Origin of the sequence: Rhodococcus sp. 11-3 (assembly GCF_023704055.1) — a bacterium.
Classification (GTDB): Bacteria; Actinomycetota; Actinomycetes; order Mycobacteriales; family Mycobacteriaceae; genus Rhodococcus; species Rhodococcus aetherivorans.
In genome coordinates, this window is the sequence record NZ_CP080406.1 from 2529335 (window position 1) to 2545020 (window position 15686).

Genomic DNA, 15686 nt, shown 5'->3' on the forward strand with positions numbered 1-15686 from the left:
CGGTGGAGGGGATGACGGGAATCGAACCCGCGTAGCCAGTTTGGAAGACTGGGGCTCTACCATTGAGCTACATCCCCATGCATGCGATCGACCCGGGATCGCCGGGTCTGCCGCGTGCAGGAACAGACTGTACCGAACCTCGCTTTGGATTTCATAATCGGGGGGCCGTAGGATTCTCCCTCGGGTCCCCGGAAGGTTCCGGGTGCCGGTGTTGACGGGATGTGGCGCAGCTTGGTAGCGCATCCGCTTTGGGAGCGGAGGGTCGCAGGTTCAAATCCTGTCATCCCGACCAGGAAGAACCGGGTGGACGACCGAGCACCCGGTGACAGCTTGATCGAACGACCAACGAGCACGACAGAAGGAGCATGTCCGTGAAGAGCACCGTCGAGCAGCTCAGCCCGACGCGAGTCCGTATCAACGTTGAGGTGCCCTTCGAGGAGCTCCAGCCTGATTTCGACCGCGCGTTCAAGGCCCTCGCCAGCCAGATCCGCCTTCCCGGCTTCCGGCCCGGCAAGGCCCCGCGCAAGCTGCTCGAGGCCCGCGTCGGACGTGGCGCCGTGCTCGAGCAGGTCGTCAACGACGCCATCCCGGCCCGCTACAGCGAGGCCGTGACCGCCAACGAGGTCAAGGTCATCGGCCAGCCCGAGGTCGACATCACCAAGCTCGAGGACAACGTCGAGCTCGTCTTCACCGCCGAGGTCGACGTCCGGCCGGAGATCACCCTCCCCGACTTCTCCGCCATCGCGGTCACCGTCGATCCCGTCGAGGTCACCGACGAGGCGGTCGAGGAGCAGCTGCTGTCGCTGCGTCAGCGCTTCGGCACCCTCACCGGTGTCGAGCGGCCGGTGCAGGACGGCGACTTCGTGTCCATCGACCTGTCCGCCACCGTCGGCGGCGAGGAGGTCCCCGAGGCCTCCACCACCGGTCTGTCCCACGAGGTCGGTTCGGGCCAGCTCATCGACGGCCTCGACGAGGCGCTCGTCGGCCTGTCCGCGGGCGAGTCGAAGGAGTTCACCACCACGCTCGTCGCCGGTGAGCATGCCGGCGAGGAGGCCGTGGTCACCGTCACGGTGAACAGCGTCAAGGAGCGCGAGCTGCCCGCCGAGGACGACGAATTCGCGCAGCTCGCGAGCGAGTTCGACACCCTCGAGGAGCTCAAGGCCGACCTGCGCGAGCGGGTCTCCCGCGTCAAGAAGGTCGAGCAGGCCGGTCAGATCCGCGACAAGGTTCTCGACGCCCTGCTCGAGGCCGTGGAGGTGCCGCTGCCCGAGGCCGTCGTCCAGGCCGAGATCGACGGCGCCCTGCACGATGCCATCCACGCGCTCGACCACGACGAGACCAAGCTCAACCAGCTCCTCGAGGAGCAGGGCTCGAGCCGCGAGGAATTCGACAACGACACCCGCGAGTCGGCCGAGCGCGCCGTGAAGGTGCAGCTGCTGCTCGACGCGATCGCCGAGGCCGAGGGCACCACCGTCGAGCAGGAGGAGCTCACCGAGCGCATCTTCTTCCAGGCGCAGCGCTACGGCATCCCGCCGGAGCAGTTCATCCAGCAGATCGGCCAGGCGAACCAGCTCGGCGCCGTCTACGCGGACGTCCGGCGCGGCAAGGCCCTCGGCAACGTCGTGGACCGGGCCACGGTCACCGACACCAGTGGCGCCACGATCGACACCTCCGAGCTGTTCGGCACGAAGAGCGACGCCGAGTCCGAGGACGCCGAGGCTCCGGCCGGCGAGGGCGACTCCGAGTAGTAGAGCGAGACCCGTTGCCGCGCCGCGCGATTGCATGTGCGACGTCGCAACGGTTCTGCGCAGGGAACGCAGAGCGGAAATTTCCGCTTTGAGCGAAGTGGGGCGGCACCGGGCATCCGGTGCCCCCCACTTCGTTACTGTCAGTGTCAGCAATCCACGATTGACGAGAAGGCAGGTACCGTGACTCCTCAGAATCCGGCGACATCCATCGGTCCCACGATGACCTCGGCCACCGCTGGGCTCAACCTCAGCGACTCGGTCTACGAGCGGCTGCTGCGCGAGCGGATCATCTTCCTCGGTACCCAGGTCGACGACGACATCGCGAACAAGCTCTGCGCGCAGATCCTGCTGCTGTCCGCGGAGGACCCGACGCGCGACATCTCCCTCTACATCAACTCCCCGGGTGGATCCGTCACCGCCGGTATGGCGATCTACGACACCATGAAGTTCGTCGAGTGCGACGTGGCGACCTTCGCGATGGGCCTGGCCGCCTCCATGGGGCAGTTCCTGCTCTCGGCCGGCACGCGGGGCAAGCGGTACGCCCTGCCGCACGCGCGGATCATGATGCACCAGCCGTCCGCCGGTATCGGCGGCACGGCCAGCGACATCGCGATCATGGCGGAACAGTTCGCGCACACCAAGCGGGAGATGGCGGAACTGATCGCCGAGCACACCGGCCAGACCGTCGAGCAGATCACGAAGGACTCGGACCGCGACCGCTGGTTCACCGCCAAGGAAGCACTCGAGTACGGCTTCGTCGACCATGTCGTCTCGCGGGCGCAGCAGGCCGGCGGCACCGGCAACTAGTTCCGAGCCCTCCGATCCGCTCTACGCCCCACGAATTCCTGGAGAAGCGATGACCAACCTGTTCGATCCGCGCCAGCTCGGCGGCCAAGCTCCGGCTTCCCCCGCGAGCCGCTACATCCTGCCCTCGTTCATCGAGCACTCGAGCTACGGGGTCAAGGAGTCCAACCCGTACAACAAGCTGTTCGAGGAACGCATCATCTTCCTCGGCGTGCAAGTGGACGACGCCTCGGCCAACGACGTCATGGCGCAGCTGCTGGTGCTCGAGTCGCTGGACCCGGACCGCGACATCACGATGTACATCAACTCGCCCGGCGGCTCGTTCACGTCGCTGATGGCGATCTACGACACCATGCAGTACGTGCGTGCCGACATCACGACCGTGTGCCTCGGCCAGGCCGCCTCGGCCGCGGCGGTGCTGCTCGCCGCCGGTACCCCCGGCAAGCGGCTCGCCCTGCCCAATGCGCGCGTGCTCATCCACCAGCCCGCCACCGGCGGCATCCAGGGCCAGGTGTCCGACCTCGAGATCCAGGCCGCGGAGATCGAGCGCATGCGCCGCCTGATGGAGACGACCCTGGCCAAGCACACCGGCAAGGACCCCGAGCAGATCCGGAAGGACACCGACCGCGACAAGATCCTCACCGCCGCGGAGGCCGTCGACTACGGTCTGATCGACAACGTGCTCGAGTACCGCAAGCTCTCGGCTCAGAAGTAACCGCCTCGGCCCGGCCCGGAGCGCGCCTCGCGCGCCTTCGCGGCCGGGCCGGTGTGCTCGAGCGGCATTACCGCCGCCCCGCACAAAATATGGCCCGAATCGCCCGGAACCGGTCGACCGCCGTCGCAGTCTCCGGGTACGGTCGTTCCAAGGGCCCGCTCCCCGGACCGGCGCTGTCGGCGGTCGCGGGATCGGTTGCACGCTTACGAGGAAGTAGGGACCTGACAGATGGCACGTATCGGTGACGGGGGCGACCTGTTGAAATGCTCTTTCTGCGGAAAGAGCCAGAAGCAGGTCAAGAAGCTCATTGCGGGCCCAGGGGTCTACATCTGCGACGAGTGCATCGACCTGTGCAACGAGATCATCGAGGAAGAACTGGCCGAGTCCAACGAGGTCAAGCTCGACGAGTTGCCCAAGCCGGCCGAGATCCGCGAGTTCCTCGACAACTACGTCATCGGGCAGGACTCCGCGAAGCGGACCCTGGCGGTGGCGGTCTACAACCACTACAAGCGGATCCAGGCGGGGGAGAAGGCCCGCGACACCCGGGGTGAGTCGGTCGAGCTGGCCAAGTCGAACATCCTGCTGCTCGGGCCCACCGGCTGCGGGAAGACGTACCTGGCGCAGACGCTGGCGAAGATGCTGAACGTGCCGTTCGCGATCGCCGACGCCACCGCCCTGACCGAGGCCGGGTACGTCGGTGAGGACGTCGAGAACATCCTCCTCAAGCTCATCCAGGCGGCCGACTACGACGTCAAGCGCGCCGAGACCGGGATCATCTACATCGACGAGGTCGACAAGATCGCCCGCAAGAGCGAGAACCCGTCGATCACCCGCGACGTGTCCGGTGAGGGCGTCCAGCAGGCGCTGCTGAAGATCCTCGAGGGCACCCAGGCGTCGGTGCCGCCGCAGGGCGGACGCAAGCATCCGCACCAGGAATTCATCCAGATCGACACCACCAACGTGCTGTTCATCGTCGCCGGTGCGTTCGCCGGGCTCGAGAGGATCGTCTCGGACCGGGTCGGCAAGCGCGGAATCGGCTTCGGCGCCGAGGTGAAGTCCAAGGCCGAGATCGACACCACCGACCACTTCGCCGAGGTCATGCCCGAGGATCTGATCAAGTTCGGTCTCATTCCCGAGTTCATCGGCCGCCTGCCGGTCGTCGCCTCGGTGACGAACCTGGACAAGGATTCGCTGGTGCAGATCCTGTCGGAGCCGAAGAACGCGCTCGTCAAGCAGTACGTCCGGCTCTTCGAGATGGACGGGGTGGAGCTCGAGTTCACCCAGGACGGGCTGGAAGCTGTCGCCGATCAGGCGATCCTGCGTGGTACCGGTGCCCGCGGCCTGCGCGCCATCATGGAAGAGGTCCTGCTGCCGGTGATGTACGACATCCCGAGCCGCGACGACGTCGCCAAGGTGGTCGTCACCGCCGAAACCGTCAACGACAACGTGCTGCCGACTATCGTGCCGCGCAAACCCGAACGGGAGCGTCGCGACAAGACCGCCTGATCCGACCGCGTGAAAGGCCCCGGCATCCGTGCCGGGGCCTTCGCCGTAGGTGGGGTGCTTCCGCCGGAGCCTGCGACGCCGCGGTGGCCGCGACGCCACAGTGCCCGCGACGCCGCGGTGGCCGCGACGCCACAGTGCCCGCGACGCCACAGTGGCCGAATGTCACATCACGTCACTCGAAGCGACGTGATGTGACATTCGGCCACGTAAGCGGAGGTCAGATGCGGTTGCCGAGTTCGCGCAGCGGGGTGCGGAAGGTTTCCTTCGCCGACAGGGCGGACACGGCGCACACCAGGCAGGCGCCGGACGTCAGGAGGGCGACGGGCAGCCAGTTCGTCGGATCGCCGCCCATGAGCGCGGTGCCGATGGCGGGGGCGAAGCCGGCGATGGCGAAGCCGAGCTGGGTGCCGATCGCCATGCCGGAGTAGCGGACCTTGGTGTTGAACATCTCGGCGTAGAACGCCGGCCAGATCGCGTTGGGCGCGGCGTAGAGCAGGCCCATCAGGGCGATGCCGGCGGCGAAGATCAGCGCGACGTTGCCCGTGGAGATGGCCTGGAAGTACACGAAGATGAACACCGCCGAGCCGAGGACGCCGGTGACGAAGACGGGCTTACGGCCGACGCGATCCGACAAGGCGGCGAGGGCGGGCTGGCTGAACAAGGCGACGGCGTTGGCGGCGATCGCGACCCCCAGCATCGTCGACTTGGCGATGCCCACCTCGGCGCTGGTCGCGAACGCCAGGCCGAACACGGAGAAGATGGTGCTCACCACGGCGACGAAGGCGCAGAAGATCACCCGGGTCAGGTTGGCCGGATGGGTGCGCAGCAGGTCGGCGACCGGCAGCTTGGCGACCTCGTGGGACTTCTTGGTCTCCGCGAACTCCTCGGGCTCCTCGAGCTTGAGCCGCATGACGTACGCGGCGGCCAGCACGAACAGGCTGCCCCAGAACGGTACGCGCCAGCCCCAGCTGTAGAGGATGTCGTCGGGCATGGCCGCGACGGGCAGGAACACCAGGCTGGCGAGGATGAAGCCGGCCTGGGTGCCGTTGAGCGTCCAGCTCGCGAAGAATGCTCGCCGGTTCTGCGGGGCGTGCTCGAGAGTCAGCGAGCTGGCGCCGGACTGCTCGCCGGCGGCGGAGATGCCCTGGAAGATTCGCATCAACACGAGCAGCGCGGGAGCGAGTACGCCGATCGACTCGGCGCTGGGGATCAGGCCGATGCCGAAGGTGGCGACGCCCATGAGGATGAGCGTGAACAGCATGACGTTCTTGCGTCCGACCCGGTCACCGAAGTGGCCGAGCACCACGGCGCCGAGCGGCCGCGCGACGTAGGCGACACCGAAGGTCGACAGGGACAGCAGCGCCGCGTGGCCGCTGTCGGGGAAGAACACGGTCGGGAAGATCAGGGCGGCGGCGGATGCGTAGATGTAGAAGTCGTAGTACTCGAGCATGCTGCCGAGGAAGGCCGACGACGCTGCGCGCTTGACCTTGGTGGTGTCGTGCGGGCGGGTTTCGGTCGTCATACCGGAATTCTCCGGCGTGTCGAGGGTGTGCGCGGTCATCGCGTCTCCTGTGCGGAAAAGGGGAGGGGATGTTCGAGATACGAACCCGGGTTCGTACTGCGTTGTCTCGAATGTAGGCGCCATCACACGGTGAACGCAAGATGTATGAACTAGATAGTTCATAAAGTTTCGGAACGCGTCCCCGTGCGCATTCCCCCGAGGTCCCTCAGTCGGGCAGGGTCGTCAGGAACGCGACGAGGAGGTCGCCCAGCATCCTCCGATGCCTGGTCCGCAGCTCGTCCGCGGCGAGGTTCTGGTCGAACAGGGCCTGCCAGGTGTACCGGTTGGCGGTGCGGAAGACGCAGAAACTGCTGATCACCAGGTGGACGTCGAGGGCGTCGACGTCGTCGCGGAAGAGGCCGTCGGCCCGGCCGCGTTCGAGGATGCCGGTGAGCACGTCGACGGCGGGGGCACCCAGGCCGGCGAGATGGGGAGACTGCCGGATGTGCTCGCCCCGGAGCATGTTCTCGTTGGCGACGATGCGGATGAAGTCGGGATGCTGGTCGTGGTGGTCGAACGTGGCCTCGGCCAGCACGCGGATGGCGTCGACGGGGCCGAGGTCTTCGAGGTCCAGCTCGCGCTCCTGGGCGCGGATCGTCCCGTAGGAACTCTCGAGGACGGCCCGGTAGAGGCCCTCCTTGTCGCCGAAGTAGTAATAGATCATCCGCTTGGTGGTCTGCGTGCGCTCGGCGATCTCGTCGACCCGGGCTCCTGACAGTCCCTTGTCCGCGAACTCCGCGGTGGCCACCTCGAGGATGTTCTCCCTGGTGAGGTCGCTGTTGCGGCGTCGTCGGCCGGTCGTCTGCTCGGGTGCCATGGCGCCACCCTATCGACCGGGGTCTTGTCTCCGTGCCGCCCGTGGCCGTACGCTATGGCTTGTAACTCACTAGTTCGTACATTGTGACGTGAAAGGCCCGCCATGACCGACTCGATTCTCTGCGGCCTCATCGGAACCGGCATCGGTGCCTCGCTGACACCCCCGATGCACGAGGAGGAGGGCGCGCGGCAGGGTCTGCGCTACGTCTACAAGATCATCGACCTCGACGAGCTGGGCCTCTCGGTCGCCGACCTGCCGCGGCTGCTGCGCACCGCGCGCGAGCTGGGCTTCCGGGGCCTGAACATCACCCATCCCTGCAAGCAGGCCGTCCTCGACCATCTCGACGACCTGTCGCCCGAGGCGAGCCGCCTCGGCGCCGTCAACACCGTGCTGTTCGACGGCGGGCGCGCGATCGGTCACAACACCGACTGGTCGGGCTTCGGCCGCAACTTCGACCGCGGACTCCCCGGCGTCGCGCTCGACGCGGTCGTCCAGCTCGGGGCCGGTGGGGCCGGGGCGGCGGTCGCGTACGCCGCGCTCACCCGCGGGGTGCGCGCGTTCACCGTCGTCGATCCCGACCTCGCGCGCGCCACCGCGCTGCGCGACACGCTCACCGTGCTGTTCCCGGACGTTGCCGTCTCGTCCGCGACGCCGGCCGAGCTGCCGCGGCTGCTGGCCGCCGCGGACGGCCTGATCCACGCGACGCCCGTCGGCATGGCCGCACATCCCGGAACGGCCTTCGACCCGGCACTGCTGCGCCCCGACCTGTGGGTCGCCGAGGTCGTCTACCGGCCCATCGAGACCGAACTCGTCCTGCGTGCCCGCGCACTCGGCGCCCCGACCCTCACCGGCGCGGGCATGGCCGTCTTCCAGGCCGTCGACGCATTCCGCATCTTCACCGGGGTGGAGCCCGACGCCGACCGCATGCTTGCCCACATGACGGCCCTGATCGAGGCGGAGCGGGTGCCGGCCTGATCTGTCCGTGGGGACGACGGCGCCGCCTCACCGCGGTCGGGACGACGGCGCCGTGTCACCGCGGTCGGGACGACGGCGCCGTGTCACCGCGGTCGGGACGACGGCGCCGAATCACCGCCCGGCACGCGCAACATCGCGCAGGCGAGCTCGACGATCTCCGACTCGAAGGTGGACAGGTCGGTCGCGTCCCCGGCCTCGTGGGCGCGCTCCCACGAGGCGAACGAGCCGATGACGAAGCGCACCGTCAGCCCCACACGCCGACGGGCGTCGGCTTCGGGGAGGTCGAGACACTGCGCGATCGTCTCCAGGAGGGAGGCGAGGACGGTGAGCGACTCGTCGGACGGGTAGTAGTCGGCCTGGACGGCCCCCGGCTGGGGGACCGCCAGGAACACCAGGGGGGCGGTGGCGAGCCACTGCTCGTTGAAGCGAGCCCAGTAGCTGGGCCTTCCGCGGGCGATCTCGGTGACGAGCGGATGGACGTAGGCATAGACGAGCCGTTCGAGTGCCGGGGAGCCGTCGAGGTGGGCTGCGTCCGTCAGTGCCGCCCGCTGGGCGTTGACGTGCGGCGCGTGCCGGCTCCAGACCGCGTCGAGCAGTCCGTGCCACGAGCCGAAGTGATAGGCGATCGCCGAATTGTTGCGCTGACCGGCGGCTGTGACCACCTCGCGCGCCGAGACGCCGTGGATGCCGCGACGGGCGACGAGTTCCTCCGCGGCATCCAGCAGAGCGAGACGACCTGTTGACACTGCCATGCGTCCACTGTACTAAGAAGTTCGACTTTCCAATTAATAAGAACTTCTTAACGGAGGATTCCATGGGTCATCTCTCCTCCCGGAGCGTCCTCGTGGCGCTCGCGGTCACCTCGGTGCTGGCCGCCACGGCCTGCGCGGATTCCGAACCGGCCCCCGCTGCCGAGCGTTCCCCCGGCTCGCTGATCAGCACCCGGCCGCTGACGAGCGCGGCGGCGCTGCCCAGCGCGGCGCGCACGGAACTGATCACCTACCTCTCGGAGGACGCCACGGGACGCCCGATCCTCGTGTCGGGCACCGTCGCGATCCCGCGCGGCGACGCCCCCGGCGGAGGATGGCCGGTGATCAGCTGGGCGCACGGCACGACGGGTGTCGGAGATGCCTGCGCGCCCTCGGCCGACACGGTCGGCGGACCCGCCCACAGCTACCTCTCGCGGACCACCGCGATGCTCGATCGGTGGGTCGCCGACGGCTACGCCGTGGTCCAGACCGACTACGAGGGCCTCGGAACGCCGGGCGGACATCCCTACATGAACGGCGACAGCGCCGCGAACACGGTCGTCGACATCGTGCGTGCCGCACGCGAGGCCGAGCCCGGCATCGGAAACCGGTGGACGGTGATGGGGCACAGCCAGGGCGGGCATGCGGCCCTGTTCACCGCCGCCCAGGGCGCGGAGCGCGCCCCCGAACTGGAACTGCAGGGCGCGGTCGCGTTCGCGCCGGGAAGCCGGACGAGCGAGACCGCCGCCTACTTCGCAACCGGGGGCCCGGGGATCGCGCAGGCCCTGACCTTCCTGCCCGTCCTGTTGCTCGGCGCCGAGGCCGCCGACCCCGAGGTGTCCGCCGACGCGATGCTCACGGACGCGTCCCGTCCGCTGCTCGCGGCGGCGCGCACCGGGTGCATGGACGACGTGCGCAAGGTGGCCGCGACCGTTCCCGTGGACCAGGTGTTCGCGCCCGGTGCGGACGTCGGGCGCCTGACCGAGTACTTCGCCACGCAGGAACTCGAGCAGCTCGCCCTCTCGGTGCCGACCCTCGTCGTGCAGGGCACCGCGGATGTGCTCGTGGCCCGGCAGGTCACCGACGAGGTGACGAAGACCCTGTGCGGCAACGGTTCCCCCCTTGCCTACCGGGTCTACGACGGTGCCGACCACCGCGGCGTGCTCGAGGCCTCCCACGACGACGTGCGGGCCTTCGTCGACGGGGTCCGCTCGGGCGACGCGCCCGAACAGGCCTGCAGCTGAGCCGCTCCCGGGCCCCCGCTCATACGACGGATCCGGTGTAGACGTTCATCGAGTCGCCGCGGAGGAAACCGACCAGGGTCAGGCCGGACTCCGCGGCGAGATCGACCGCCAGCGACGAGGGGGCCGACACCGCTCCGAGCGCCGGGACGCCGGCCATCACGGCCTTCTGCACCAGCTCGAAGGAGGCCCGCCCGCTGACGACGAGGACGGTGTCCGGCAACGGGACCCGGTTCTCGGTCAGTGCCCAGCCGAGCACCTTGTCGACCGCGTTGTGCCGGCCCACGTCCTCCCGCAACGCCAGCAGGGTGCCGTCGGGGGTGAACAGCGCGGCGGCGTGCAACCCACCCGTGCTCTGGAAAACCTTCTGCCGCTGCCGCATTCGTGGTGGCATCGAGGCCAGCGCGCGGGCGGAGACCACGAAGCCGTCGGTCAGCGGGAACCGGGTGCGCCCGCGGATCCGGTCGAGGGACTCCTTCCCGCACACCCCGCACGCGGAGCTGGTGAGGAAGTTGCGGGCGCCCGCACCGTCGGGAACGGAGATCCCCGGCGCGAGGTGGACGTCGAGCACGTTGTAGGTGTTGGCGCCGCTGTCGTCGACGCCGTCGCAGTAGCGCACCACGGAGACGTCCTCGCGGCCGCCGATGATCCCCTCGGCGAGCAGGAATCCGTGGGCGAGTTCCACGTCGTGGCCCGGCGTGCGCATCGTGACCGTCAGGGCGCGGCCGTTGAGGCGGATCTCCAGCGGTTCCTCTACCGCGAGGCTGTCCGGTCGGCGTGCTTGCCCGTCCGCGGTGATCCGCAGGACGGGCCGGCGCGCGGTGACCCGCCCCATCAGTCGGCCCCGGCCCGCTCGAGTCGGACGACGATCGCCTTGGAGACCGGGGTGTTCGACTTCGTCGCGACGTGGTCGAGGGGGACCAGCGGATTGGTCTCCGGGTAGTAGGCGGCCGCGTTGCCGCGCGGGGTGCTGTACGCGACGATCCGGAAGTCGCGGACGCGACGCTCCTGCACCGCGCCGTCGGCGGGCCACTCGGACACGATGTCGACGAGGTCGCCGTCGGCGAATCCGAGTTCGGCGATGTCGTCCGTGTGGACGAACACGACCTTGCGGCCGTTCTTCACGCCGCGGTAGCGGTCGTCGAGCCCGTAGATGGTGGTGTTGTACTGATCGTGGCTGCGCAGCGTCTGCAGCACGAGCCGGCCCGGGGGAGTGGGCACCCACACCAGGTCGTTGACGCTGAAATTGGCCTTGCCGGTGTGCGTGCGGAATTCGCGGTTGTCGCGGGGCGGGTGCGGCAACTGGAACCCGTCGCGCCGGCGGACCTTGGTGTTGTAGTCCTCGCAGCCGGGCACGACCCGCCCGATCGAGTCGCGGATCAGGTCGTAGTTGCCCTCGAACGCCGACCAGCGGACCGGATGGTCGGGGCCGAACAGCTCGCGGGCGAGCCGGCAGACGATCGCGACCTCGCTGTGCAGCTGGTCGCCGACCGGCTGCAACCGGCCCCGTGACAGGTGCACCATGGACATCGAATCCTCCACGGAAACAAGCTGTTTGCCGCTCTCCTGGATGTCGAGGTCGGTGCGTCCGAGGGTGGGCAGGATCAGCGCTGTGCGCCCGTGCACGAGATGGCTGCGGTTGAGCTTGGTCGAGATCTGCACGGTCAGCTCGCAGCGGCGCAACGCCTCCTCGGTGGCGTGGGTGTCCGGGGTCGCGGCGACGAAGTTGCCGCCCATCGCCATGAAGAAGCTCGCCCGGCCGTCGCGCATCGCGCGGATCGCCTCGACGGTGTCGTACCCGTGCCTGCGCGGGCTCGTGATCCCGAACTCGAGGTCCAGCGCGGCGAGGAAGGACTCGGGCATCTTCTCCCAGATGCCCATCGTCCGGTCACCCTGCACGTTCGAATGCCCCCGCACCGGGCAGACCCCGGCCCCGGGCTTGCCGATCATCCCGCGCAGCAGCAGCAGGTTGACCGCCTCGGCGATGGTGGCGACGGCATGGGTGTGCTGAGTCAGGCCCATCGCCCAGCACGCCACGGTGCGTTGGGAGGTGGCCAGGTCCCGGGCGGTGGACCGCAGCTGCGCCTCGCTCAGCCCGGTGGCCTCGAGGACGGTGCCGAGGTCGACCGCGCGGACGTGCCGCTCGTAGTCGTCGAAGCCGGCGCAGTGGGCCTCGACGAAGGCCCGGTCGATCACGGTGCCGGGCGCGGCGTCCTCCGCCTCGAACAGCAGCCTGCCGAGCCCCTGGAACAGCGCCATGTCGCCACCGAGGCGGATCTGCAGGAACTCGTCGGCGATGTCCGTGCCGTGGCCGAGCACGCCGTCGACGCGCTGCGGGTCCTTGAACCGGAGCAGCCCCGCCTCGGGGAGCGGGTTGATCGCGATGATCTTGGCCCCGTTCTCCTTGGCCTTCACCAGGGTGGAGAGCATGCGCGGATGGTTGGTGCCCGGGTTCTGACCGGCGACGAGGATGAGGTCCGCGTGCTCGAGGTCCGGCACCGACACCGAGCCCTTGCCGATTCCGATGGTCTCGACGAGTGCGCTGCCGGAGGACTCATGGCACATGTTGGAGCAGTCCGGCATGTTGTTGGTGCCGTAGCTGCGGATCAGCAGCTGGTAGAGGAACGCGGCCTCGTTGCTGGTGCGGCCCGACGTGTAGAAGACGGCGTGGTCCGGGGTGGGGAGCGCACGCAGGTGGTCGGCGATCAGCCGGTACGCGTCGTCCCAGTCGACGGGGGTGTAGTGGGTCGCGCCGGGGCGGAGGACCATCGGATGGGTCAGGCGGCCCTGCTGCCCGAGCCAGTAGCCGGTCTTCTCCGACAGTTCCGCGACGGAGTGACGGGCGAAGAACTCGGGCGTGACCGTCCGCAGGGTGGCTTCCTCGGCGACGGCCTTGGCGCCGTTCTCGCAGAACTCCGCGGGCTTGCGGTGGCCGGGCGTCTCGGGCCAGGCGCACCCCGGGCAGTCGAAACCGTGCCGCTGGTTGAGCCGCGGCAGCGTGGCCGCCGTGCGGGCCACGCCCATCTGCTCGTAGGCGCGTTTCAGCGACACCAGGACCGCCGGGACACCGGCGGCGTGGTCCTTGCGTCCGGTGACCTCGAGGTCGGATTCCACGATGTCGTGCAGCGGACCGTGTCGAGTCATGTGTCCATCCTCACCCGCGAGCGATGCGCATACCAGTTCGAACGCTACCGGTCGCCCCCGAGCGAGCGCTCGGCGGTGGGCAGTGCCGGGGGCGAGCCGCCGTTACACGAAGTTCACCGGCGGCTCCCACGCAGATTACACACTGGGTTCACTCTCAGGTGACGGTGATTAACAACATAAGACAGTCACCGCGACACGTACGAGGGGCGATCCCTCGGGACTGAACAAGGTGGACACCTATGGAAGAGGCAATCGCTGCCGCCGACACCGCCTGGATCCTCGCGGCCTTCACGGCGGTCTCGCTGATGGTTCCCGGGCTGGCGCTGTTCTACGGCGGCATGGTGAGCGTCCGCAGCACGCTCAACATGATCATGATGACGTTCGCGGGCTTCGCGCTCGTCGGAGTTCTGTGGGTTCTGTTCGGCTACTCGGCGGTGCTCGGAAACTCGCTCGGCGGTGCCGGACTGCTCGGCAACCCCCTCGAGTATCTCGGGCTCGGCCAGCTGCTCGAGGCGCCGGCCGAACCGGGACTCCCGCCGGCGCTGATAGCCGGATTCCAGCTCTTGTTCGCGGGCATCACGGTCGCCCTCGTGTGCGGCGCCCTTGCCGACCGCATGAAGTTCTCGGCCTGGATGGTGTTCGCCGGGCTGTGGGCTGTGCTGGTGTACTTCCCCGTCGCGCACTGGGTCTTCGCGTTCGATTCCGAGGACGGGTCCGTCGTCGGCGGCTGGATCGCCAACACCCTCGGTGCGGTCGACTTCGCCGGCGGCACCGCCGTGCACATCAACGCCGGCATCGCGGCCCTCGCGGTCATCATCGTCCTGGGCAAGCGGCGCTCGTTCCTGAATCCGCCCCGCCCGCACAGCCTTCCGCTGACCGTTCTCGGTGCCGGCATCCTGTTCTTCGGCTGGTTCGGGTTCAACGGCGGTTCCGCGCTCGCCGCGGACAACAACGCCTCGGTCGTCGTGCTCAACACCATCGCCGCGTCGTGCGCCGGCATCTGTGGCTGGCTGATCGTCGAGAAGCTGCGGGAGGGTCACGCCACGACCCTCGGCGCCGCGTCCGGCCTCATCGCCGCGCTCGTCGCGATCACCCCGGCCTGCGGTGCCGTCTCGCCGCTCGGCGCACTGGTCGTCGGTGCCCTGGCCGGTGCGCTGTGCTGCTACGCGATCTCGCTGAAGTTCCGCCTGGGCTACGACGACGCTCTCGACGTCGTCGGCATCCACCTCGTCGGCGGTGTTCTCGGCACGCTGCTCATCGGTTTCCTGGCGGTGCCGGAGGCTCCCAGCGGCGCGGCCGGGCTGTTCTACGGCGGCGGAATCGGCCTGCTCGGCACCCAGACCGTCGCGGTGCTCGCGGTGCTGGCCTACTCCTTCGTCGTCACCTGGATCATCGCCAAGGGTCTCGACCTGGTGATGGGCCTGCGCGTCGATCCGGAGGCCGAGTACGAGGGTCTCGACGTCGTCGTGCACGGCGAGACCGCCTACGTGCTCGACGCGGTGGGCTTCACCGGCACGTCCCGTACGGAGGCGGCGTCGGTCGCGGAGGCGGCGACGGCACTCACGTCCAAGGCGGCAGCCGAGAAGCTCTGACCGAGGACCGACAACGGGTGAGGCCCCCGCTACGGCGGGGGCCTCGTTCGTCGTCGAGCGGGAGATTCTCGCGACGAGGGGGCGGTTACCGCTGCCTGCACCCGCGATGCACCGCGGCGGTGTCCCTCTCGACGCGGAAACCCCCCCGCTCGTGGTGGAGAGCGGGATCAGTCCTGGTGTTTGTCCGGGTACGCGGTGACCGCGAGGAACCGGATGGGCAGGGTGACGAGCTCGTTCGGCCCGTGGATGCCCTCGCCGTCGAGCAGCAGGGCGTCGCCGGGTTGGAGCCGGTACTCGGATTCGCCGTGCCCGTAGACCATCTCGCCCTCGAGCATGTAGAGCAGCTCGGTCCCCGGATGCTGGAACAGCGGGAAGACCTCGCTCGCGTCGGTGAGCGTCACCAGCACGGGCTCTAGCCGCTTGTGCTGGCCCCGCAGCGTGCCGAGCAACTCGTAGTGGTGTCCGACGCGGGTGCCGCGGCCGACGATCTCCGCGCCCTGGCCGGCCTTGACGAACACCGCCTCGCGCTGCGCGTCGGCGCCGCGGAACAGCGACGTCACCGGTACGTCGAGACCTGCGGCCAGGCGGGCGAGGGTCGAGAGGCTGCACGACGTCTGGGCGTTCTCGATCTTCGACAGCATCGCCTTGGAGATGCCCACCTTCGCGGCCATGTCGCCCACGGAGAGCCCGCTGGCGATCCGCAACTTGCGGACCTCCTGTGCGATGGCGCGTTCCAGGTCCACCCCGGTCGGGGTGTCCCGCGGGACCTCCCGGCCCGGCGCGTCGTGCAGTACGGGGCGCTCGGGGCTGCTCATGTCCTCACTGTACGTGCTG

Annotated in this window: 13 protein-coding genes and 2 tRNA genes; 8 read left to right on the forward strand and 7 right to left on the reverse strand. The window is 68.9% G+C overall.

The genetic code is table 11. From position 1 onward, the window contains the following. Positions 1-3 precede the first annotated feature (3 nt). Positions 4-77 (reverse strand) — tRNA-Gly (locus KZJ41_RS12115). Between the two features lie 138 nt (positions 78-215). On the opposite strand from KZJ41_RS12115, the gene KZJ41_RS12120 reads away from it, so the two are divergent. The 5 genes from KZJ41_RS12120 (at position 216) to clpX (ending at position 4773) form a co-directional block, all read left to right on the forward strand. Next, positions 216-292 (forward strand) — tRNA-Pro (locus KZJ41_RS12120). A 79-nt stretch (positions 293-371) separates the two neighbouring features. After that, positions 372-1748 (forward strand): trigger factor, encoded by a 1377-nt coding sequence (gene tig / locus KZJ41_RS12125; protein WP_065923492.1) that lies wholly within the window; start codon positions 372-374, stop codon positions 1746-1748. A 180-nt stretch (positions 1749-1928) separates the two neighbouring features. Beyond that, a complete protein-coding gene (locus KZJ41_RS12130; RefSeq protein WP_003938127.1) occupies positions 1929-2555 on the forward strand; it encodes an ATP-dependent Clp protease proteolytic subunit in 627 nt (208 codons plus the stop codon). A 49-nt stretch (positions 2556-2604) separates the two neighbouring features. Beyond that, positions 2605-3267, forward strand: a complete 663-nt coding sequence (locus tag KZJ41_RS12135) for an ATP-dependent Clp protease proteolytic subunit (RefSeq protein WP_006937299.1) — start codon at positions 2605-2607, stop codon at positions 3265-3267. 228 nt (positions 3268-3495) lie between these two features. Beyond that, positions 3496-4773, forward strand: a complete 1278-nt coding sequence (gene clpX, locus KZJ41_RS12140; RefSeq protein WP_003938129.1) for an ATP-dependent Clp protease ATP-binding subunit ClpX — start codon at positions 3496-3498, stop codon at positions 4771-4773. A 217-nt stretch (positions 4774-4990) separates the two neighbouring features. On the opposite strand, the gene KZJ41_RS12145 is transcribed toward clpX, so the two are convergent. Next, positions 4991-6334, reverse strand: coding sequence for an MFS transporter (locus KZJ41_RS12145; RefSeq protein ID WP_029543097.1), 1344 nt, complete (start codon positions 6332-6334; stop codon positions 4991-4993). A gap of 166 nt (positions 6335-6500) precedes the next feature. After that, positions 6501-7151, reverse strand: coding sequence for a TetR family transcriptional regulator (locus KZJ41_RS12150; protein ID WP_029543099.1), 651 nt, complete (start codon positions 7149-7151; stop codon positions 6501-6503). 102 nt (positions 7152-7253) lie between these two features. Between KZJ41_RS12150 and KZJ41_RS12155 the strand changes: the two genes are divergently transcribed. Continuing rightward, positions 7254-8126: a shikimate dehydrogenase gene (locus tag KZJ41_RS12155; protein ID WP_043796574.1), complete on the forward strand. Its 873-nt coding sequence runs from the start codon at positions 7254-7256 to the stop codon at positions 8124-8126. Positions 8127-8209: 83 nt separating this feature from the next. Here the strand turns inward: KZJ41_RS12155 and KZJ41_RS12160 are convergent, their stop codons facing one another. Then, a complete protein-coding gene (locus KZJ41_RS12160; protein WP_029543103.1) occupies positions 8210-8878 on the reverse strand; it encodes a TetR/AcrR family transcriptional regulator in 669 nt (222 codons plus the stop codon). A 62-nt stretch (positions 8879-8940) separates the two neighbouring features. Here KZJ41_RS12160 and KZJ41_RS12165 point away from each other — a divergent pair, with 62 nt between their 5' ends. Beyond that, the gene (locus KZJ41_RS12165) at positions 8941-10119 is read left to right on the forward strand and encodes a S9 family peptidase (protein WP_102800220.1); all 1179 of its coding nucleotides are present in this window, start codon (positions 8941-8943) and stop codon (positions 10117-10119) included. Positions 10120-10138: 19 nt separating this feature from the next. Here the strand turns inward: KZJ41_RS12165 and fdhD are convergent, their stop codons facing one another. Further along, positions 10139-10951: a formate dehydrogenase accessory sulfurtransferase FdhD gene (gene fdhD, locus KZJ41_RS12170; RefSeq protein WP_006937291.1), complete on the reverse strand. Its 813-nt coding sequence runs from the start codon at positions 10949-10951 to the stop codon at positions 10139-10141. Then, positions 10951-13260, reverse strand: a complete 2310-nt coding sequence (locus KZJ41_RS12175) for an FdhF/YdeP family oxidoreductase (RefSeq protein WP_203329294.1) — start codon at positions 13258-13260, stop codon at positions 10951-10953. The genes fdhD and KZJ41_RS12175 overlap by 1 nt, the downstream gene beginning before the upstream one ends. Before the next feature lie 239 nt (positions 13261-13499). Here KZJ41_RS12175 and KZJ41_RS12180 point away from each other — a divergent pair, with 239 nt between their 5' ends. Then, positions 13500-14852, forward strand: a complete 1353-nt coding sequence (locus tag KZJ41_RS12180; RefSeq protein WP_102800218.1) for an ammonium transporter — start codon at positions 13500-13502, stop codon at positions 14850-14852. Positions 14853-15019: 167 nt separating this feature from the next. Here KZJ41_RS12180 and KZJ41_RS12185 read toward each other — a convergent pair whose 3' ends face one another. Then, the gene (locus tag KZJ41_RS12185; RefSeq protein WP_029543111.1) at positions 15020-15667 is read right to left on the reverse strand and encodes an XRE family transcriptional regulator; all 648 of its coding nucleotides are present in this window, start codon (positions 15665-15667) and stop codon (positions 15020-15022) included. Positions 15668-15686: the final 19 nt, after the last annotated feature.

Bases quoted from the DNA above. Each gene is read 5' to 3' on its own strand.
- KZJ41_RS12135 (WP_006937299.1), top strand. From the start codon at position 2,605: ATGACCAACCTGTTCGATCCGCGCCAGCTCGGCGGCCAAGCTCCGGCT.
- clpX (WP_003938129.1), top strand. From the start codon at position 3,496: ATGGCACGTATCGGTGACGGGGGCGACCTGTTGAAATGCTCTTTCTGC.
- KZJ41_RS12145 (WP_029543097.1), bottom strand. From the start codon at position 6,334: ATGACCGCGCACACCCTCGACACGCCGGAGAATTCCGGTATGACGACC.
- KZJ41_RS12150 (WP_029543099.1), bottom strand. From the start codon at position 7,151: ATGGCACCCGAGCAGACGACCGGCCGACGACGCCGCAACAGCGACCTC.
- KZJ41_RS12155 (WP_043796574.1), top strand. From the start codon at position 7,254: ATGACCGACTCGATTCTCTGCGGCCTCATCGGAACCGGCATCGGTGCC.
- KZJ41_RS12160 (WP_029543103.1), bottom strand. From the start codon at position 8,878: ATGGCAGTGTCAACAGGTCGTCTCGCTCTGCTGGATGCCGCGGAGGAA.
- KZJ41_RS12165 (WP_102800220.1), top strand. From the start codon at position 8,941: ATGGGTCATCTCTCCTCCCGGAGCGTCCTCGTGGCGCTCGCGGTCACC.
- fdhD (WP_006937291.1), bottom strand. From the start codon at position 10,951: ATGGGGCGGGTCACCGCGCGCCGGCCCGTCCTGCGGATCACCGCGGAC.
- KZJ41_RS12175 (WP_203329294.1), bottom strand. From the start codon at position 13,260: ATGACTCGACACGGTCCGCTGCACGACATCGTGGAATCCGACCTCGAG.
- KZJ41_RS12180 (WP_102800218.1), top strand. From the start codon at position 13,500: ATGGAAGAGGCAATCGCTGCCGCCGACACCGCCTGGATCCTCGCGGCC.
- KZJ41_RS12185 (WP_029543111.1), bottom strand. From the start codon at position 15,667: ATGAGCAGCCCCGAGCGCCCCGTACTGCACGACGCGCCGGGCCGGGAG.